The 19,253-nt window shown below is 63.4% G+C and carries 15 protein-coding genes; 7 read left to right on the top strand and 8 right to left on the bottom strand.

Going from position 1 to position 19,253, the window contains the following annotated elements; all coding sequences use genetic code 11:
- Positions 1 to 103 precede the first annotated feature (103 nt).
- The 4 genes from AC0L2U_RS25225 to AC0L2U_RS25210 all read left to right on the top strand — a co-directional run bounded on the left by AC0L2U_RS25225 (position 104) and on the right by AC0L2U_RS25210 (position 5,683).
- Positions 104 to 1,483: an aspartate aminotransferase family protein gene (locus AC0L2U_RS25225; RefSeq protein ID WP_128288577.1), complete on the top strand. Its 1,380-nt coding sequence runs from the start codon at positions 104 to 106 to the stop codon at positions 1,481 to 1,483.
- On the top strand, positions 1,480 to 2,901 hold the full coding sequence (locus AC0L2U_RS25220; protein WP_473602802.1) for a glutamine synthetase family protein: 1,422 nt from the start codon (positions 1,480 to 1,482) through the stop codon (positions 2,899 to 2,901). The genes AC0L2U_RS25225 and AC0L2U_RS25220 overlap by 4 nt, the downstream gene beginning before the upstream one ends.
- Positions 2,902 to 2,987: 86 nt before the next feature.
- On the top strand, positions 2,988 to 4,223 hold the full coding sequence (locus tag AC0L2U_RS25215) for a putative DNA modification/repair radical SAM protein (RefSeq protein ID WP_128288578.1): 1,236 nt from the start codon (positions 2,988 to 2,990) through the stop codon (positions 4,221 to 4,223).
- A 2-nt stretch (positions 4,224 to 4,225) separates the two neighbouring features.
- Entirely contained in the window at positions 4,226 to 5,683 is a 1,458-nt protein-coding gene (locus AC0L2U_RS25210; protein ID WP_128288587.1) for a UdgX family uracil-DNA binding protein, read from the top strand.
- Between the two features lie 63 nt (positions 5,684 to 5,746).
- Here AC0L2U_RS25210 and AC0L2U_RS25205 read toward each other — a convergent pair whose 3' ends face one another.
- The 5 genes from AC0L2U_RS25205 to AC0L2U_RS25185 all read right to left on the bottom strand — a co-directional run bounded on the left by AC0L2U_RS25205 (position 5,747) and on the right by AC0L2U_RS25185 (position 10,852).
- Positions 5,747 to 7,012 (bottom strand): glycerate kinase type-2 family protein, encoded by a 1,266-nt coding sequence (locus AC0L2U_RS25205; RefSeq protein WP_128288579.1) that lies wholly within the window; start codon positions 7,010 to 7,012, stop codon positions 5,747 to 5,749.
- On the bottom strand, positions 7,009 to 7,506 hold the full coding sequence (locus tag AC0L2U_RS25200) for a heme-degrading domain-containing protein (RefSeq protein ID WP_127395588.1): 498 nt from the start codon (positions 7,504 to 7,506) through the stop codon (positions 7,009 to 7,011). The genes AC0L2U_RS25205 and AC0L2U_RS25200 overlap by 4 nt, the downstream gene beginning before the upstream one ends.
- 65 nt (positions 7,507 to 7,571) lie before the next feature.
- On the bottom strand, positions 7,572 to 8,291 hold the full coding sequence (locus tag AC0L2U_RS25195; RefSeq protein ID WP_128288580.1) for an aspartate/glutamate racemase family protein: 720 nt from the start codon (positions 8,289 to 8,291) through the stop codon (positions 7,572 to 7,574).
- A gap of 31 nt (positions 8,292 to 8,322) precedes the next feature.
- A complete protein-coding gene (gene guaD / locus AC0L2U_RS25190) occupies positions 8,323 to 9,633 on the bottom strand; it encodes a guanine deaminase (protein ID WP_128288581.1) in 1,311 nt (436 codons plus the stop codon).
- A gap of 1 nt (position 9,634) precedes the next feature.
- On the bottom strand, positions 9,635 to 10,852 hold the full coding sequence (locus AC0L2U_RS25185) for a urate hydroxylase PuuD (RefSeq protein WP_128288582.1): 1,218 nt from the start codon (positions 10,850 to 10,852) through the stop codon (positions 9,635 to 9,637).
- Positions 10,853 to 11,014: 162 nt separating this feature from the next.
- Between AC0L2U_RS25185 and AC0L2U_RS25180 the strand changes: the two genes are divergently transcribed.
- The 3 genes from AC0L2U_RS25180 (at position 11,015) to AC0L2U_RS25170 (ending at position 14,329) form a co-directional block, all read left to right on the top strand.
- Entirely contained in the window at positions 11,015 to 11,935 is a 921-nt protein-coding gene (locus AC0L2U_RS25180; RefSeq protein WP_027039874.1) for a LysR family transcriptional regulator, read from the top strand.
- Positions 11,936 to 12,038: 103 nt separating this feature from the next.
- Complete coding sequence (locus AC0L2U_RS25175; protein ID WP_127808219.1) at positions 12,039 to 13,052, top strand: LLM class flavin-dependent oxidoreductase; 1,014 nt, start codon at positions 12,039 to 12,041, stop codon at positions 13,050 to 13,052.
- A complete protein-coding gene (locus tag AC0L2U_RS25170; RefSeq protein WP_128288584.1) occupies positions 13,049 to 14,329 on the top strand; it encodes an LLM class flavin-dependent oxidoreductase in 1,281 nt (426 codons plus the stop codon). The genes AC0L2U_RS25175 and AC0L2U_RS25170 overlap by 4 nt, the downstream gene beginning before the upstream one ends.
- Here AC0L2U_RS25170 and xdhC read toward each other — a convergent pair.
- The 3 genes from xdhC to xdhA all read right to left on the bottom strand — a co-directional run bounded on the left by xdhC (position 14,326) and on the right by xdhA (position 19,251).
- Positions 14,326 to 15,336, bottom strand: coding sequence for a xanthine dehydrogenase accessory protein XdhC (gene xdhC / locus AC0L2U_RS25165; protein ID WP_127811277.1), 1,011 nt, complete (start codon positions 15,334 to 15,336; stop codon positions 14,326 to 14,328). The genes AC0L2U_RS25170 and xdhC overlap by 4 nt on opposite strands.
- 73 nt (positions 15,337 to 15,409) lie before the next feature.
- Positions 15,410 to 17,770 carry a xanthine dehydrogenase molybdopterin binding subunit gene (gene xdhB / locus AC0L2U_RS25160; protein WP_473602813.1) on the bottom strand — a complete coding sequence of 787 codons (2,361 nt, stop codon included), beginning with the start codon at positions 17,768 to 17,770 and terminating at the stop codon, positions 15,410 to 15,412.
- Positions 17,770 to 19,251, bottom strand: a complete 1,482-nt coding sequence (gene xdhA, locus AC0L2U_RS25155) for a xanthine dehydrogenase small subunit (protein WP_128289152.1) — start codon at positions 19,249 to 19,251, stop codon at positions 17,770 to 17,772. Before xdhA ends, xdhB begins: the two co-directional genes overlap by 1 nt.
- Positions 19,252 to 19,253: the final 2 nt, after the last annotated feature.

The following is a 19,253-nucleotide window of genomic DNA, read 5'->3' as shown; positions in this document are numbered from 1 at the left end:
GTCAAGCGCCGCCGCCAAAGGCTGAGCCAACGCAGGGCAGATGCGCGGCCAATTGCGGATGCGGACACGGATTGGCTAAGAGGGATCGACCAGAGGGGTTTTCATGCACAGCGACACGTCCAACACGTCCATCGGCGGCATCGGCCGCGACCGCATTGCCGATTTGCGCGAAACCGAGGGGGCAGCCTTCCGCAAGGCGCGGCCAAAATCGCAAGCCAAGATCGGCAACGGCCTGCCCGGCTTCTTCGGCGGCGTCCCGATGCACTGGATGAACGATTGGCCGACGCCGTTCCCGATCCTGGTCGACAACGCCAGGGGCGCGAACATCACCGACATCGACGGAAACAAGCTCGACGATTTCTGCCTTGGAGACACTGGCTCGATGTTCGGCCATTCGCCGCCACCGGTGGCTCGCGCCATCCGCCGGCAGGCCGGACGCGGCCTGACCTATATGCTGCCTTCGGAAGATGCGCTGGCCATCGGGCCGCTGCTGCAGCAGCGCTTCGGCCTGCCGTTCTGGCAGATCGCGACGACGGCGACCGACGCCAACCGCTTTGCATTGCGCGTTGCCCGTGCCGTCACCGGCCGCGAAAAAATCCTGGTCTTCAACGGCTGCTATCATGGCTCGGTCGACGAAACGATGGTGCGGCTGATCGACGGCAAGCCCGTCAACCGGCCAGGATTGGCGGGCGAGTTCCGCGACTTGACCCGCACGGCCAAGGTCATCGAGTTCAACGATGTTTCAGCACTCGAAGCCGCGCTTAGGGATAAGGACGTCGCCTGCGTCATCGCCGAGCCGGTGCTGACCAATTCCTGCATGGTGCTGGCCGATCCGGGCTACCATGACGCCCTGCGCAAACTGACACGCCAAACCGGCGCGCTGCTTCTGATCGACGAGACGCACACGATCTCGACCGGCCCCGGCGGCTACACGAGGAAATATGGTCTCGACCCGGACTTCTTCGTGCTGGGCAAGCCGATCGCCGGCGGCGTGCCGGCCAGTGTCTGGGGCATGAGCGACGACGTTGCCTCACGCTACGCGGATTACAACAGGACCAAGGAGCCGGGCTATTCCGGCATGGGCACGACACTCTCGGCCAACCCGCTGCAGTTCGCGGCGATGCGCGCCACGCTCGAAGAGGTGATGACGCAGGAAAACTACGACCGCATGGATCATCTGGCGCGGCGGCTCGATGCCGGGCTGACCGGCGTGATCGATCGCTATCGCCTGCCCTGGCATGTTTCCCGCGTCGGCGCTCGTGTCGAGTTCATCTGTGCGCCCGGTCCGCTGCGCAATGGCGCCGAGGCGGAAATGGCGCATGCACCGGAACTGGAGGCCGCCATCCATGTCGCGCTGGTCAATCGCGGCGTGCTGATCGCACCCTTCCACAACATGATGCTGATCTCGCCGGCGACCTCGGCTGCCCAGGTCAACCGGCTGATCACCGCCTTCGGCGCGGTTGCGGCGAAGCTTGCGGCATGAGACAAGCGGCGATGGACCACCCCAACGCCATGATAACCTCACCTTCGGGCTCGACACCTGCCGAGGCGCACGCCTTTCTCGATGCCCATCCCGAGATCGAGGCCTTCGATATCGTGCTGACCGATGCCAATGGCGTCGGCCGTGGCAAGATCGTGCGCCGGCATGAACTGAAGAGCATCTTCGAGGGCGGCCGCCATATGCCGATCTCGATCCTCGGCCTCGACATCACCGGCGAGGATGTGCACGAGACCGGACTGATCTGGACGACCGGTGATGGCGACCTTAGGGCATGGCCGATCCCCGGCACGCTGGTGCCGCTCTACGGTACGAGCCCGCCCCGCGGCCAGTTGCTGATGGCGATGTACATGCTCGACGGCCGGCCGATGTCGTCGGATCCGCGCCTGGCGCTGGCTCGGCAGGTGGAGATCCTGGCGGCCAAGGGTCTCTATCCCGCCGGCGCCTTCGAGCTCGAATTCTTCCTGCTGGCCAACGAACGCGACGCTGACGGCAAGGTGCAGCCGGCGCGCGCGGTGCTCGATGGCCGCGTCTCGGGCAAGACCGAAGTCTATTCGGTCGACCATCTGCACGGCATGGAGCCGCTGTTTTCCGACATCTATGCGGCGGCCAAGGCGCAAGGCATTCCGGCCGAGACGGTGATTTCCGAATATGCGCCCGGCCAGTACGAACTGACGCTGAACTACCGCAAGGATGTGATGCGGGCGGCCGACGATCTGGTCATGCTGAAGCGGCTGGTGCGGGCGCAGGCGCGCCGCCATGGCGTCACCGCCTGTTTCATGGCCAAGCCGATCGAGAAATATGCCGGCTCGGGCATGCATTTCCATGTTTCGCTGCAGGACAAGGCCGGCCGAAACGTCTTTGCCGAAGCTGGGGGCGAGAGCTGGTCGCTGCCGCTGCTGCAGGGGCTCGGCGGCCTGATCCAGACCATGGCGGAATCGATGCTGGTGTTTGCACCGCATGCCAATTCCTGGCGGCGTTTCGTCTCGCAATCCTATGCGCCGGTGGCGCCGACCTGGGGCGTCAACAACCGCTCGGTGGCGCTGCGTGTGCCGGCCGGCGACGCCAAGAACCGGCGCATCGAGCACCGGCCGTCCGGCGTCGACGCCAACCCTTATCTGATCGCCGCAACGGTGCTCGCCGGCATCATCAAGGGCATGGATGAAGGACTCGACCCCGGCCCTGAAACGACAGGCAACGGCTATGAGGCAGCGGTCACGCGCACAACCATGCCCGTCGACTGGCGCGCCGCGATCGAAGCGGCGCGGACGTCCAACTTCCTGAAGAACGCGCTCGGCGAAGACCTGCACAGGACCTTCGTGGCGATCAAGCAGTCCGAGTACCTGCGTGTGGCACGCACGGTCAGCGAGTTGGATTACCACCTCTATCTGCACGAGGTTTGATGGATTCATGATGGGCGGCGATCACTTTTTCGCCGCCTCCATCAAATGAGGTAGCGGATCTCCTGTTTAGAACATATCATGAACATATGAGTGCACTTACCGTCCGTGACAAGCTGGCGATCCTCTCCGACGCCGCCAAATACGATGCCTCCTGCGCCTCTTCCGGTGCGGCAAAAAAGGATTCGTTGAAATCCGGCGGCATCGGCTCCACCGAAGGCATGGGCATCTGTCATTCCTACGCGCCGGACGGCCGCTGCATTTCGCTCTTGAAAATCCTGCTGACCAATTTCTGCATCTACGATTGCAGCTATTGCATCAACCGCTCGTCCTCCAATGTGCGGCGCGCCCGTTTCACCATCGACGAGGTGGTGAAGCTGACTATGGATTTCTACCGGCGCAACTACATCGAAGGCCTGTTCCTGTCTTCAGGCGTCATCCGCTCGCCGGACGAGACCATGGGCGAGATGGTCGAGGTGGCACGCCGACTGCGCGTGGAGGAGAAGTTCTCCGGCTACATTCATCTGAAGACGATCCCGGAAAGTTCGGCCGAACTGATCGAGAAGGCAGGGCTTTATGCCGACCGGCTATCGATCAATGTCGAACTGCCGACCGACGAGGGTGTGAAGCGGTTGGCGCCCGAGAAGAAGCCGGAGACAATCCGGCTTTCCATGGCCAGGCTGCGCCAGAAGATGGAGGAGAAGGCCGAGCCTACCTTGAAAACCAAAAAGCGCGAACGCTTTGCGCCGGGTGGGCAGTCGACGCAGATGATCATCGGCGCCGACAAGACATCCGACGACGGCATCCTTCACACCAGCGCGCGGCTCTATGGCAGCTATCATCTGCGGCGCGTCTATTACTCGGCTTTCAGCCCCATTCCGGATTCGTCATCGTCGCTGCCCTTGCTGAAACCACCGCTGATGCGCGAGCACCGGCTCTATCAGGCCGACTGGCTGATGCGGTTCTATGGGTTTTCGCAGCCGGAAATCCTCGCCGGGAGCAGCGACGGCATGCTCGATCTCGCCATCGACCCGAAGCTCGCCTGGGCGCTGCGCAACCGGGGGCAGTTTCCGGTCGACATCAACCGCGCCGAACGCGAAGCGCTGCTGCGGGTGCCGGGTCTCGGCACCAAGGTGGTGGCAAAGATTTTGGAGACGCGCCGGCATCGGCGCATGCGGCTGGAGGATGTCGGGCGGATCTGCCAGTCGATTGCCAAGCTCAGGCCGTTCATCATCGCCGAAGGCTGGTCGCCTGGTGCGCTGACCGACAAGGCCGGCCTGCGCGACAGGATCGCCCCCTCCTGCGAACAATTATCGTTGTTCTGATGATGCAGCCAGCTGAACTTGATCTCGTCAGATACAGTGTGCGGCTCGATAGCGAGACGGATTTTGCCGGCTGGCGTGACGCGGCACGGCGGCTGGCCCTGAATGAGGTCAGGCCCGAGGAGGTCGGCTGGCGTGTCGCGCCGGGCTCTGATCAGGCAGAATTGCCTGAAGTGCCTGCGGGCGCGCAACTCGTCGTGCCGCGCGACTTCATCGGGCATGCCGAAACGGCGTTCTGCCATTCCGATCCCGGCCGGTTTGCCTTTCTCTACCGAATGCTTTGGCGATTGCGCGACGAGCCTAAACTACTGGAAATCGCGTCGGATCCCGACACCAGGCGGCTTGAGGCCATGGAAAAGGCGGTGCGGCGCGACAGCCACAAGATGCATGCCTTCGTACGCTTCCGTAAAATCGGCGACGGTGCCGATGAGCGTTATGTCGCCTGGTTCGAGCCGGATCATTTCATCGTCGAGCGCAACGCCGATTTCTTCGTCAGGCGTTTCACCGGCATGCGCTGGACGATCCTGACGCCCTACGCCTCCGCCGATTGGGATGGCGAAAGGCTGGCTATCGGACCGGGCGCGGCCAAGGGCGATGCGCCGGATCAGGACGACACCGAGGCGCTCTGGCGCACCTATTTCGAGAACATCTTCAATCCGGCGCGATTGAAGGTGAAGGCCATGCAGAAGGAGATGCCGAAGAAATATTGGCGGAACCTTCCCGAGGCTTCGCTCATTCCAGACATGATCGCAGGAGCGGACAAGGCCGCCAAGGACATGATTGCGAAGATGCCGACAACACCCGCGCCGCACCACGCCAAGGTGCAGGCACGGCATTGGCCGAAGCAGCCCGCCGAAGCACCGGAAGATGATGCAGACACGATTCCCGAGTTGCGTGAGGTAGCGAAAGGCTGCCGCCGCTGCCCGCTGTGGCGCGACGCGACGCAGACCGTCTTCGGTGAAGGCCCTGACAATGCCAAGGTGATCTTCGTCGGCGAACAGCCAGGCGATCAGGAGGATCTCGCCGGCAAACCTTTCGTTGGTCCGGCCGGCAAGGTGTTCGATGCGATCCTGGATGATGCCGGTGTCGATCGGCAAAAGGTCTATGTCACCAACGCGGTCAAGCACTTCAAGTTCGAGCCGCGCGGCAAGCGCCGCATCCACTCCAAGCCGAATTCCGGTGAGATTCAGGCCTGCCGCTGGTGGATCGACCAAGAATTCGAGCTGGTCAAGCCGAACCTCGCCGTGGCACTCGGCGCGACGGCGGCGATGTCGCTGCTCGGCAAGGCGATCCCGGTGACAAAGATGCGCGGACAAGTGATCGAGCGCGAGGACGGATTGCGCGTGTTCATCACCATCCATCCCTCCTTCATTCTGCGCATCCGCGAACCCGCGGACAAGGAGGCTGAACGCGAACGGTTCCTGCAGGATATGAAGCAGGTGAAGCGGCTGATGGCCGCCTGATCAGTCTGCTTTGCGCAATTCCGGACGGAAAACCGCTTCACACTTTTCCTGGAATTGCTTCAGCTACCTGATCAGAATTGCCCTGAGATCGTTGACATTCGTGCCGGTCGGGCCGGGTACAAAGAGATCGCCAACCGCGTTGAAGGCCGTCCAGGCATTGTTGCCGGCAAGCATGGCCTTGGCATCGACACCGGCCGAGCGCATGCGCGACACGGTCGAGCCATCGGCGAAGGCGCCGGCATTGTCTTCCGAACCGTCGATGCCATCGGTGTCGGCGGCCAATGCGTGGATGCCTTCGACGCCGTTGATGCCGATAGCAAAGGCGAGCAGGAATTCCGAATTGCGGCCGCCCTTGCCTTTTGCCCGTAGCGTGACGGTTGTCTCGCCGCCCGACAGGACCAACACCGGCTTCGAAAATGGTCGGTTGCGCGTCGCCACTTCACGCGCGATCGCGGCATGGACGCCGCCCACCTCGCGCGCTTCGCCCTCAATGGCATCGGAGAGGATAACGGCCTCGACACCCTGCCGTTTCGCTTCCGTAGCGGCGGCTTCCAGCGATACCCCGGCCGAAGCGATCAGATGCACCTCGTTGCGCGAAAAACGCTCGTCGTCCGGGCTTGGCGCATCGGCGGCCGGCGAATTGATATGCGCCATCACCGAGGCCGGCAGTTTCATGCGATAGGCCGATATCGAGGCCAGCGCGTCGGCGCGGCTGCCTGTATCCGGTACGGTTGGGCCGGAGGCGACCATTGCCGGATTGTCGCCGGGAATATCGGAGACGATCAGCGACACCACCCTGGCCGGCCATGCGGCCGCTGCCAGCCTGCCGCCCTTGATGGTGGAAAGGTGCTTGCGGATGGTGTTCATCGCCGCGATCGGCGCACCAGAGGCGAGCAGCGCCTCATTGACGGCGATCTCGTCGGCCAGCGTCAAGCCGCCGGCCGGCGACGGCAACAGCGCCGATCCGCCGCCGGAAATCAGCGCCACCACCAGGTCATCCTCAGTCAGATTCTGGACCTTGGCGAGCAGGCGCCGCGAGGCTTCCAGACCGGCAGCGTCCGGCACCGGATGAGCCGCCTCGATGATCTCGATGCGCTCGCAGGTCGCGCCATAGCCATAGCGGGTGACGACCAGCCCTTCGATGGGGCCGTCCCACGCTTTCTCGAACGCTGCCGCCATCTGCGCCGAGCCTTTGCCCGCGCCGATGACAATGGTGCGGCCCTTCGGCTTGGCCGGCAGATGATCCCGGATGGTTCGTTCCGGGTCGGCGGCGGCGATGGCGGCGTTGAAGATGGAGGTCAGGAATGCCTTGGGATCGAGCACGGTCATTCGGCGTCCCGAGGCAATGCCAGGCCGCGCTTGTCGACGCCCAAATGATCGCATAGCGCATCTACGACGACGCCGTGATCCTCGCGCTCCGGCAGTCCGGAGACGGCGATCACCCCGATGACGCCGGCGCCCTTGACGGTCACCGGAAAGCCACCGCCGGCCAGCACGTAGTCGGCAATATCCAGCCCTTCGCCGATCTTGAAGCTGCGGTCCGGGCGCTGCTGTTCCAACACCATACGATAGGTGCTTCTCAGGAACCGTTTGACCACATTGATCTTGCGCCGCGCCCAGTCGGGATTGGAAGCATTCGAGCCCGGCAGCGCAGCATAGAACAGCGGCCGGTCGAAGGTCCGGATATCGACGATGATTGGCAGGTTCCCGGCCAAAGCCCTATCGCGAATCGCGGTACCGATCTCAAAGGCAATGGCCTCGTCGAACTCCGAAAAGACGAGCGTGGCTTCCTGTCTTTTAATAGTTTCAATGTCGTCGGCCACTGTCTCGCTCCCGATGTCGTTGTTGGCTTTCGCCGACTATCGCGGCGCGGTCAAGACGTCAGGGGTCAGGCGCGCCCATCTGCTAGGACTATGTCCAGCGCCGCCTCGGCATGAAGTTGGGTGACGTCGAAAGCTGGCAATGGATAGTCGTCCAAAGCGGCCAACAGCGGAAGCTCGGTGCAACCTAAGATCACCGCCTGCGCGCCGCGCGCCTGGAGGTCTAATGCCATATCCATCAGCGCAGCCCTTGAGTCCTGCTTCACGATGCCCAACGTCAGCTCATCGATGATGATACTGTGCAAGGCTTCACGTTGTTGCTGCGGCGGTGTGAGGACTTCGAGGCCATGACGCTGGCGCAGACGTCCCGAGAAGAAATCCTGCTCCATCGTATATCGCGTTCCCAACAGCCCCACACGCGCGAAGCCCCGTAACTGAATGGCCTGCGCTGTGGCATCGGCGACATGCAGCAGTGGGACGGAAAGCTGAGCCTCCACTTGGTCGGCCACACGGTGTGCGGTGACTGAGGTGAGCATCACTAAATCGGCGCCGGCCCTTTCCAGGTTTCGCGCCGCTTCGGCTACCGTTTCAGCGAGATCATCCCAGCGTCCGAGCGCGGCCATCTCGTTCAGTCCGTCGAAATCCAACGTGAACAGGACCGACCTGGCATTGTGATGTCCGCCGAGGCGCCGATGCGCGGCCTGATTGAGCAGCCGATAGTAAATCGCGCTCGATTCCGAACTCATCCCGCCTACCATACCGATGAGTTTATTCTGACGGACGGTCATCGACGGGGCTCCCCTCGCACCTGCCGCTGCACTATAGCAGATCGCTCTTCGCTGCGCGCCCCGCGACATAGACCTCGCGCACGGTGCGGTCGTCGCCAAGCGTCTGCAGGAGAAACAGTTCCTGCGCCAGCGTCTCGACCGTTTCCATCCTGAGTCGCATCGCCGGCGTCGCCCTGGCGTCCAGCACGACGATGTCGGCATCGGTGCCCTCGTCCAGCGTGCCTATCTTTTCCGCCACCGACAGCGCCTCGGCATTGCCACGCGTCATCTGCCAGAAGGACTGGAACGGGTTGAGCTTCTCGCCGTTCAGCGCGATCACCTTGTAGCCTTCGTTCATGGTGCGCAGCATGGAGTAGTTGGTGCCGCCGCCGACATCGGTGGCGGCGGCGATGCGGATCGGCTTTTCGCGACGACGAAAGCGCTGATAGTCGAACAGGCCGGACCCAAGGAACAGGTTGGAGGTCGGACAGAACACCGCCACCGAGCCACTGTCGGAAAGCGCATTCGCTTCGCGCTCCGAGAGATGGATGCAGTGCCCGAACAGGCTCTTTTTGCCCAACAGCCCGTAGTGCTCGTAAACGTCGGTATAGTCACGCGACCACGGATAGAGTTGCTGCGTGAAGGCGATTTCGGCGTGGTTTTCCGACAGATGCGTCTGCATGTGCAGATCGGGATATTCCCGGCACAGCGCGCCCGCCATCTCCATCTGCTCCGGCGACGAGGTGATGGCGAAGCGCGGCGTGATGGCGTAGTGCTGCCGTCCTTTGCCATGCCATTCCTTGATCAGCGCCTTCGTGTCGTCATAACCGGATTGTGGTGTGTCGAGCACGCCGTCGGGCGCGTTGCGGTCCATCATCACCTTGCCGGCGATGTTGAGCATGTTGCGGTCATGCGACTCGGCGAAAAACGCCTCGGCCGAAGCCTTGTGCACCGAACAGTAGGCGGCAACCGTCGTGGTGCCATGGCGCACCATTTCGTCGAGGAACAGCCGCGCGATGCGGCGGCCGTGCTGGGCATTGGTGAACTTCGTCTCTTCCGGGAACGTGTAGGTGTTCAGCCAATCGAGCAGTTCTGCGCCATAGGACGCAATGATCTGCATCTGCGGAAAATGCGCATGGGCATCGATGAAGCCCGGCAACAGCAGATGCGGCCGGTGGTCGATTTTTTTCGCTACCTCGCCGGCTTGCTTTTCAACATCGGCATAGGTGCCCGCAGCGACGATCCGGCCGTCGCGGATCAGCAGGCCGCCGTCCTCCTCGTAGCGCCAGGCGGAATGATCGTCGATGGTTTGCGGCCAGCGCACAAAGGACAGCGTGCGGCCGCGCAGGAGTGTCGAGGTCATGCTATTTCCCCGCGCCTTCGAACCAGGCCACCAGCAGCGCCCGTTCCTTGTCGGTGATCTGCGAGACGTTTGCGGGCGGCATGGCGTGGCTGCGGCCGGCCTGCAGATAGATCTCGCGGGCGTGGTTGGCGATATCCGCGTCGGTGTCGAGCATCACGCCCTGCGGCGCATGATAGATGCCTTCGTAGACCGGCTCCGCCGCATGGCACATCGAGCAGCGGCCGAGCACGGTGTCGCGCACGGCCGGGAAATGCGCCGAAGCGACATAGATTTGCGCCGATGCCGATTCCCTGGGTTCGCCGGTCAGCACCTTCGGCGCGGTCGACAGCCAGATGATGACAATGAACAGGACGAGTGCCGCCATCCAGGTCCAGGTCGGATTGCCCTTGCGGGCATGGATCGAGTTGAAATAGTGCCGGATCAGCACGCCGATGATGAACACCAGCGAGGCGATGACCCAGTTGAACTCAGTGCCGAACGCCAGCGGATAGTGGTTCGACAGCATCAGGAACAGCACCGGCAGCGTCAGATAATTGTTGTGAAGCGAACGCTGCTTGGCGATCTTGCCATATTTCGGATCGGGCTTGCGGCCGGCGATGAGGTCGGCGACAACGATCTTCTGGTTTGGGATGATAACCATGAAGACATTGGCCGACATGATCGTGGCGGTGATGGCGCCCAGATGCAGGAAGGCGGCGCGGCCGGTGAACAGGTGCGTCAGCCCCCAGGCGATGAACACCAGCACGCAGTAGAGCACCAGCATCAGGCCGGTATCGCTTTTTGCCAGCGGCGAGCGGCACAGCAGATCATAGACCACCCAGCCGACGCCGATCGTTGCCAGCGACAGCAGGATGCCTGTAGGCACCGACATCGGCAGCACGTTGGGATCGATCAGGAACAGATCGGCTCCGGCGTAGTAGACGACGCACAGCATGGCGAAGCCGGACAGCCAGGTGGCGTAGGATTCCCATTTGAACCAGGTCAGGTGTTCCGGCATTTCGGCTGGTGCCACGAGATATTTCTGGATGTGGTAGAAGCCGCCGCCATGCACCTGCCATTCCTCACCGAAGGCGCCGACGGGCATGCCGGGACGCTGGCGCAGGCCGAGGTCGAGCGCGACGAAGTAGAAGGACGAGCCGATCCAGGCGATACCGGTGATGACGTGCAGCCAGCGCACGGCAAAACTCAGCCAGTCCCAGAAAATCGCGAAATCCATCATTGAAATCGTCCCTGCCGATTGGGCGACTTTACGGGTTGGAGCGCAAACGGAAAGAGGCGAGGTGCACGATGACTTTCAAAAAAAAATGGAAAATACTAGGGTAGTCACACGCAGCAGGATGGGAGCCGCCCGAAGGCGGCCTCAGGAAAGCCACTAAACCGCATGGCCTATCTCGACAACATTGCCGTCTTCGTTCGCGTGGTCGAACTCGGCAATCTGTCGGCGGCCGGGCGCGACATGCGGATTTCGCCGGCGGTCGCCTCCAACCGCATCAAGGAGTTGGAGAAGCACCTGGGCGTGCGTCTGTTCAACCGCACGACGCGGCAATTGATGCCGACCGAGCATGGCACGGTTTTTTACGGGGGCGCAAAGCAGGTGCTGGAGGCGATCACCGAAGCGGAAGCCGCGGTCTCGGCGCTTTCCGGTCAGCCGCGCGGCACCATCCGCGTCACCGCCCCCTTGGGCCTCGGCCGTCGGTTGGTGGCCTCGGGCATTCCCGATTTTCACGACAAATACCCAGACATCGAGGTGAGGCTGAGGCTTTCGGACCACAATGTCGACATCATGAAGGAAGGCATCGACGTCGCCTTCCGGCTCGGTATCATCGAGGATTCCAGCCTCAGGATGCGCGGCATCATGGAATGCGAGCGCGTGCTGGTGGCGGCGCCGAAATATCTCGAGGCGCGCGGCGAACCGATCGAGCCGCAGGAACTGATCGGCAAGAAGCACGACTGCCTGATGCTGCGTTATTCCGGCGCGCGCGAATATGTGTGGACGCTGCAGACCCCCACGGGCCCGCAGAAGTTCGAGGTACACGGACCCTACGACACCGACGATGGCGACGTGCTGACCGGCTGGGCGCTTTCAGGCCGCGGCATCATCAACAAGCCGCGCTTTGAGGTCGAGCCGTTCATCCGCGACCGGCGGCTGAAGGTGATCCTGAGCAGCACGCCGCCGACACCGGTGCAGTTCGCCGCCGTCTATCCGCACAAGAAGCTGCAGGATCCAAAAGTGCGGCTGCTGCTCGACTTCATGGCCGAGCGCTGCCAGCGACTGATCAACGATCTGCTAGCTGGGAAATAATGCTGGCCTCCACGTGCCCGGCGGTTGGCCCAGCGCCAGCGGTTGCCATCCCCTGAAGTGGCGAACATAGTTCGGGTGGTATTTCGTCTCGCAGGCACCATCGATGGACAGCGGCGCCACAATGCATCTTGCCGTTTCGCTGTTTCCGGGGATCGCCGATCCATCGCCGGAACCGGGATTCAGCCGCCTGACTGGTTTCGTGCAAAAGGCCGAAGCAGCGGGCCTGGACATGGTGCTGCTTGCCGATTCCGCACCGGCGTCCGGCGGCGGTGCCGCGAACAGCCCGATGCCCTTCGAAGCGACCACTTTGCTGGCCGCATTGGCGACTGTCACAAGCAGGATCGGACTGGTCGCCGCGGCATCGACCGTCGCCCACCAGCCATACAATCTGGCGCGCCGTTTCGCCTCGCTCGACATTATCAGCCATGGCCGCAGTGGCTGGAACGCAACCATGACGCAAGCGCCACGGGAAGCAGCCAATTTCAGCCGGGCCGAAGGATTTTCGCCTGACGATTTCCGCCGTCGCAGTGAGGAATATATCGGCATCGTGCAAGGTCTGTGGCGGGGCTGGGACGCGGACGCGATGCTGTTCGACCAGAGCGGCGGCCGCTTCCACGACCCCGAAAAGATGCATCTGCTCGACCACAAGGGCGGGTTCTTTTCCGTGCGCGGACCGCTGAACGTCGCCCGTTCGCCGCAGGATACGCCAGTGCTCGTCTTGTCGGACCTGAGCGAAGCCGACCTGGATATTGCCGCCCGCACCGCCGATGTCATCCTGCTGGATGGCGGACCGTTGGACGGCACGACAGAACGCTACGACGATATCCGGCGCCGTGTCACGGCGTGCGGACGCGATCCGGACGCTGTGAAAGTGCTGACGAACGTCGCGCCTACCGCCGATAGTAAGCCGGCTGCCCGCGCCGACAGGCTGGAAAAGGAATTCCGGGCGAGAGGCTGCGACGGGTTCAACATCCTGATGCCGGCACAGCTTTCAGCGCTCGACGATTTCGTCGATCTGGTTTTGCCGGAACTGAGGCAGCGTGGCCTGTTTCGAGAGAACTATCGCGGCACGACGTTGCGCTCGCATCTCGGGCTTGCCGGCGGAGGTGACCGATGACCGCTCGCCAGATGAAGCTCGGCGCCTTCCTGTGGGCGACAGGCCACCACATCGCGGCCTGGCGCCATCCCAAGGCACACGTCACCGCCGGCATAGACATCGATCATTACATCCAGCTGGCGCGCACGGCGGAGGCGGCGAAGTTCGACATGATCTTCTGCGAGGACGCCGCCGGCCTGCGCGAGGCCAATGTCGGCATCGCCAGCCAGACCTCGCGCTCGATCGGCTTCGAGCCGATCAGCCTGCTTTCGGCGCTCGCCGTCCAGACCAGCCGCATCGGCCTCGTCTCGACAGCCTCGACAAGCTACAACGAGCCCTATGGCCTGGCGCGAGCCTTCCTGTCGCTCGACCATCTGAGCGGCGGCAGGGCCGGCTGGAACCTGGTCACCTCGGCCAGCCCCGTCGAGGCCGCCAATTTCGGCTCGACCGGCCTCAAGCCCCATGCCGATCGCTATGAGCGCGCGCGCGAATTCGCCGAGGTGGTAACCGGGCTCTGGAACGGCAAGCTCGATGGCGCTTCTGGATCCGGACATGACGGCCAGAGCTTTTCGGTTCGCGACCCGCTCGATCTGCCGCGTTCGCCGCAGGGCGCGCCGGTGATGGTCCAGGCCGGCGCCTCGGATGTCGGCCGCGACCTTGCCGCCGGCACCGCCGATGTGGTGTTCACCGCGGCGCAGACCTTCGAGGAAGCGAAGGCCTTTTACGACGACCTCAAGGGACGTCTGGCGGCCTACGGGCGCGAGCCTGACGACATCAAGATCATGCCGGGCGTCGCGCCAGTGGTGGCGGAGACCGAAGCGGAGGCCCGTGAAAAATATGACGAATTACAGGCGCTGATCCCCGACGACGTCGGTGTGGCGCTGCTGTCCAGCTATCTCAGCATCTCCGATCTGTGGCGCTATCCGATCGACGGGCCGCTGCCGGACCTGCCGGAGAGCGAGGGGATGAAAAGCCGGCAGGCGCTGGTCATCGAGCAATCGCGCCGCGACGGCCTCTCTATCCGCGAGCTTGCCCGGCATTTCGCCGGCGCGCGTGGCCATTGGCGCATCGTCGGCACGGCGGCCCAGGTGGCCGATGAGTTGCAGGCGCGGTTCGAAGGCGGTGCCGTCGACGGCTTCAACGTCATGCCCTCTTATTTCCCCGGCGAACTCGATGCCTTTGCGATGCTCGTCGTGCCGGAATTGCAGCGACGCGGCCTGTTCCGCAAGGAGTACGAGGGCCGCACATTGCGCGACCAACTGGGTTTGAAACAGCCGGTTAACTGCGGCGCAGCCTAGCCTGCCATCACCCTGCCATGCGGAATTTGATGGTCGGCACTTGAGGTTGCGTTGTGACTGACCAGCGCCGTCATGATCTCGGCTGCCGCCAGCGCCGCGATGACCTGCGGGCGCTTGTCCTTGACCGTATCGCCGCCGATCGGCGAGACGAGGCGGGCAAACTCGGCCTCGCTGCCTGCCGCTGATTTCAGGAACCAGTTCCTGAACGTCGCTTTCTTGGTCTTCGAGCCGATCATGCCGACATAGGCGGTGTCGCCGCGCTTCAGCGCCTCGGCGACGATCAGGAAATCCAGCGCATGATCGTGGGTCAGGATGGCGAAGGCGGTGCCGGCGGGAGCGTTTCGCACCTCGGACTCGGGGATCGGCGTCAACCGCGGCTCGACGGTTTCCGGCATGCCTTCCAGTGCCTCGGCCCGCGTCTCGATGACGACGCAATGCACGGGGAGAAGTGCTATCGTCGACGCCAACGCCTGGCCGACATGGCCGCCGCCGAAGACGTAGACATATGGCAGGTGTGCCTCTTCGGCTTCCGCAACCGCAACCAGTTCGGCGGCAAGCGCGGCATCGACGAGCCGGATCAGCACTTCGACGCGCCCGCCGCAGCATTGGCCGATTTCCGGGCCTAGCGGGACGTCCAGGGTAGCGCAGACTTTGTCAACCTCGATGCGGGTTCCCCTCCCCCTCGAGGGGAGGGTGGCGGCGAAGCTGCCGGGTGGGGTCGGATCGACCGGGCTCAACGCCCTGGCGGTGCCTTCTGATAGGACCCCCTCTGTCGGCTTCGCCGACATCTCCCCCTCAAGGGGGGAGAAGAGCATCTGCCTGGCCTTGTCGATCGCCATGTATTCGAGCTGACCGCCGCCGATCGTGCCAAAGATCGCCGCCCGCGAGACGAGCATAAATGCGCCCTTCTCGCGTGGCGTCGAACCTTTTGTGCCAGCCACTTCGACCAGGGCAATCCAGTCGGCGCTGGCAAGGAAGTCTCTCAGGCTTTGCACTTTCGAATTCATCATTCGCATTCCCGTGCGGGAAATATAGGTTTTTTCGGCCCGGATTGCACGCATTGCCGACCTTGCGCCAGACTCAGGCGACGGCCTCTTTCTTCAGCCTCTCGATCGCCATCAGCACGCGCTCCGGTGTGGCGGGGGCATCGAGGCGCGGGCAAATCTTGTTGTCGGCGACACTGGCCACCGCATCCGACAGCGCATGCAGCACCGACATGCCGAGCGGGAACGGCGGCTCGCCGACCGCCTTGGAGCGGTGGATGGTCGGCTCGCCCGCTTCCGGCCAGTCGGCCAAGGTGACGTTGAAGATCTTCGGCCGATCGGAGGCGAGCGGGATCTTGTAGGTCGACGGCGCATGCGTGCGCAGCCGGCCCTTGGCGTCCCACCACAGTTCTTCCGTCGTCAGCCAGCCCATGCCCTGGATGAAGCCACCCTCGATCTGGCCGATGTCGATGGCTCGGTTCAGCGAGCGGCCGCAGTCGTGGAGAATATCGGTGCGCTCCACCATGTATTCTCCGGTCAGCGTGTCGACCGAGACTTCCGAACACGACGCGCCATAGGCGAAATAATAGAAGGGGCGGCCCTCACCCTTGTCGCGGTTCCAGTGGATTTTCGGCGTCTTGTAGAACCCCGCCGCCGACAGCTGGATGCGCGCCATATAGGCCTGCTTGACGAGGTCGGCGAAGGCAATTTCCTGGTTGCCAATGCGCACCCGGTTGGGCAGGAACAGCACCTGATCGCGCGGCACCTGGTATTTTTCGGCGGCGAAATCGGTCAGCCGATCCTTGATCTGGCGCGCGCCATTCTGCGCCGCCATGCCGTTGAGGTCGGAGCCGGACGACGCCGCCGTGGCCGAGGTGTTCGGCACCTTGCCGGTGGTGGTCGCGGTGATCTTGACCTGGTCGAGGTCGATCTGGAACTCTTCCGCCACCACCTGCGCCACCTTGACGTAGAGGCCCTGCCCCATCTCGGTCCCGCCATGGTTCAGATGCACCGAACCGTCGGTGTAGACATGCACCAGCGCGCCGGCCTGGTTGTAGTGGGTGGCGGTGAACGAGATGCCGAACTTGACCGGTGTCAGCGCCAGGCCGCGCTTGATGAAACGGCTGTTGGCGTTGAAGGCCGATATCTCACGCCGCCGCCGCGCATAGCTGGCGCTTTCCTCCAACTCGGCGACGATGCGCTGGATGATGTTGTCCTCGACCGTCTGGTGGTAGGGCGTGATGTTGCGGCCCCCCTCGCTATCACCACTGGTGCCGTAGAAATTCTTTTTGCGGATTTCGAGTGGATCCTTGCCGACGGCAAAGGCCACCTCGTCGATGACGCGCTCGGCGCCGACCATGCCTTGCGGGCCACCGAAACCCCGAAACGCGGTGTTCGACACGGTGTTGGTGTAGAGCGGCGCCGACTGGGCATGCACCGCTGGCCAGAAATAAGTGTTGTCGCAGTGGAACAGCGCGCGATCGGTCACCGGGCCGGAAAGGTCCGACGAAAAACCGCAGCGCGCCGCGAACATGAAATCGACGCCGAGGATATTGCCCTCGTCATCGAAGCCGACCTCGTAGTCGACGAGGAAATCATGACGCTTGCCGGTGGCGATCATGTCGTCGTCGCGGTCGGGCCGGATTTTCACGGCGCGATGGTGTTTCTTCGCGGCGATCGCGGCCAATGCGGCAAACTGGTTGCCCTGCGTCTCCTTGCCGCCGAAGCCGCCGCCCATGCGGCGGATTTCCACCGTGATGGCGTTGCTCGGCACGCCAAGCGCATGGCTGACCATATGCTGGACTTCGCTCGGATGCTGGGTCGAGGAATAGATGGTGACGTCCTGGTCCTCGCCCGGAATGGCCATGGCGATATGGCCTTCGAGGTAGAAGTGTTCCTGGCCGCCGACGCGCATTTTTCCTTTTAGCCGGCGCGGCGCCTGACGGATGGCTGTGGCGGCATCGCCGCGCTTCAGCGTCAGTGGCGGCGTGACGAGCTTGTCCTTCCTCGGATCAAGTTCCCCGATGTCGGTGACGAAGGGCAATTCCTTGTATTCGACCTTGGCCAACCTGGTGGCGCGACGCGCCTGCTCGCGCGTCTGCGCAATAACGCAGAAGATAGGCTGGCCGTAGAATTGCACCTTGCCGTCGGCCAACACCGGCTCGTCGTGGCGGCCGGTCGGCGAAATGTCGTTTTCGCCGGGCACGTCACTGGCCGTCAGCACGTCGACAACGCCGGGCGCTGTACGCACCACCGAGAGATCCATGCTGGCGATCGTGGCATGCGTGGCGGTGGAAAGCCCGAGGCAGCCATGCAGCGTGCCGGCCGGTTCCGGCATGTCGTCGATGTAGACGGCGGTGCCGCTGACATGCTTGTGCGCGGAATCGTGGCGCTGATCGGTGGCGACGCCGCCAGCGATCTTTTCAGCCTTGAGGTTGGGGGCAGCGTGCTTGTTCATCATGCCGCCTCGTGCCTTGAAACCTGGATCGGGTCCCTGGTGCCGCTGGTCTCGGCGAAGAAGCGCAACAAAAGGTTGCGCGCTGCCAGGGCGCGATACTCGGCCGAGGCCCGCATGTCGGTCAGAGGGGTGAAATCCCTGTCATATTCGGCCATCGCTGCCTCAACCGTCTGTTCGGTCCACGGCTTGCCGAGCAGCGCTTTTTCGACAGAAGACGCCCGCTTCGGCGTCGCCGCCATGCCGCCATAGGCGATGCGCACCTCCGCGACCGTGCCGTCTTTAGCCAGCGTCAGAAAAAAGGCGCCGAGGGCCGCGGTAATGTCCTCATCGCGGCGCTTGGTGATTTTGTGGACCGCGAATTTTGTGCCCTTGGCGGGAACAGGAACGTGCACCGCCTCCACGAATTCGCCCGGCTGCCGGTCCTGCTTGCCATAGGCGATGAAGAAATCCTCCAGCGCGATCGTGCGCTGCTTCTTGCCACGGCGCAGCGTCAGTTGCGCGCCGAGCGCTATCAAGGGCGGCGGCGTGTCGCCGATCGGCGAGCCGTTGGCGATGTTGCCGCCGATGGTGCCCATGTTGCGCACCTGTTCGCCGCCGATACGATCGAACAACGGCCCCAGCGCCGGGATACGCTTCGCCAATGTCGCGAAGGCATCAGTGTAGGTGACGCCCGCGCCGATCGAAATGATGCCGTTTTCTTCCGAGATGGTGGAAAGTCCGTCGAGATTGCCGATGAAAATGGCCGGCGAAATATCGCGCATGTGCTTGGTGACCCAGAGGCCGACATCGGTCGAGCCGGCGACGATGGTGGCGCCGGGTTCCTTGTCCAGCACGGCGGCGAAATCATCGACATCGGCCGGCACGACCAGCCGCGCCTTGGCCGAACCGATCTCGACCCGGGCGCCGTCATGCATGGCCTCGAGCCTCTCGGTGATCGCCTTGCGCTCCGCGGCCAGCGGATCCTCCGCCGCCTTACCGTAGCTGGAAATGGCATGCGCCGCGCGGATGATCGCCTCGTAGCCGGTGCAGCGGCAGAGATTGCCTTGCAAGGCCTTTTCGATATCCGCGTTCGACGGATTCGATGACTTCATCCACAGGCCATAGAGCGACATCACGAAGCCCGGCGTGCAGAAGCCGCATTGCGAGCCGTGGAAATCGACCATCGCCTGCTGCACCGGATGCAGTTGGCCTGATACGCCGCGCAGATGCTCGACGGTCACGACATGGGTGGCGTCCAACGAGCCGAGGAAACGGATGCAGCCATTGACGCTTTCATAGACCAGCCCGCCGGCCGAGAGCTTGCCGACCAACACGGTGCAGGCGCCGCAATCACCCTCGGCGCAGCCTTCCTTGGTGCCGCGCAGCGACCGCTCTAGCCGCAGCCAGTCGAGCAGGGTCGCGTCTGACGCCACCGACGAAAGCGCGACGTCCCTGCCGTTGAGGATGAAGCGGATTTCTTTGCGGATGCTGATTTTGGCCATGC

The organism is Mesorhizobium sp. WSM4808 (assembly GCF_055811675.1).
The sequence above is the reverse complement of the archived record's forward strand: the minus strand, read 5'-3'. Positions and strand labels throughout refer to the sequence as shown.

What these genes read in the sequence shown, in the direction of transcription:
- guaD (WP_128288581.1), bottom strand. Translation starts at nt 9,633, where the DNA reads ATGACCTCGACACTCCTGCGCGGCCGCACGCTGTCCTTTGTGCGCTGG.
- AC0L2U_RS25195 (WP_128288580.1), bottom strand. Translation starts at nt 8,291, where the DNA reads ATGACCGTCCGTCAGAATAAACTCATCGGTATGGTAGGCGGGATGAGT.
- xdhC (WP_127811277.1), bottom strand. Translation starts at nt 15,336, where the DNA reads ATGAATTCGAAAGTGCAAAGCCTGAGAGACTTCCTTGCCAGCGCCGAC.
- AC0L2U_RS25205 (WP_128288579.1), bottom strand. Translation starts at nt 7,012, where the DNA reads ATGACCGTGCTCGATCCCAAGGCATTCCTGACCTCCATCTTCAACGCC.
- AC0L2U_RS25185 (WP_128288582.1), bottom strand. Translation starts at nt 10,852, where the DNA reads ATGATGGATTTCGCGATTTTCTGGGACTGGCTGAGTTTTGCCGTGCGC.
- AC0L2U_RS25180 (WP_027039874.1), top strand. Translation starts at nt 11,015, where the DNA reads ATGGCCTATCTCGACAACATTGCCGTCTTCGTTCGCGTGGTCGAACTC.
- AC0L2U_RS25215 (WP_128288578.1), top strand. Translation starts at nt 2,988, where the DNA reads ATGAGTGCACTTACCGTCCGTGACAAGCTGGCGATCCTCTCCGACGCC.
- xdhA (WP_128289152.1), bottom strand. Translation starts at nt 19,251, where the DNA reads ATGGCCAAAATCAGCATCCGCAAAGAAATCCGCTTCATCCTCAACGGC.
- AC0L2U_RS25170 (WP_128288584.1), top strand. Translation starts at nt 13,049, where the DNA reads ATGACCGCTCGCCAGATGAAGCTCGGCGCCTTCCTGTGGGCGACAGGC.
- AC0L2U_RS25175 (WP_127808219.1), top strand. Translation starts at nt 12,039, where the DNA reads ATGGACAGCGGCGCCACAATGCATCTTGCCGTTTCGCTGTTTCCGGGG.
- AC0L2U_RS25210 (WP_128288587.1), top strand. Translation starts at nt 4,226, where the DNA reads ATGCAGCCAGCTGAACTTGATCTCGTCAGATACAGTGTGCGGCTCGAT.
- AC0L2U_RS25220 (WP_473602802.1), top strand. Translation starts at nt 1,480, where the DNA reads ATGAGACAAGCGGCGATGGACCACCCCAACGCCATGATAACCTCACCT.
- xdhB (WP_473602813.1), bottom strand. Translation starts at nt 17,770, where the DNA reads ATGAACAAGCACGCTGCCCCCAACCTCAAGGCTGAAAAGATCGCTGGC.
- AC0L2U_RS25225 (WP_128288577.1), top strand. Translation starts at nt 104, where the DNA reads ATGCACAGCGACACGTCCAACACGTCCATCGGCGGCATCGGCCGCGAC.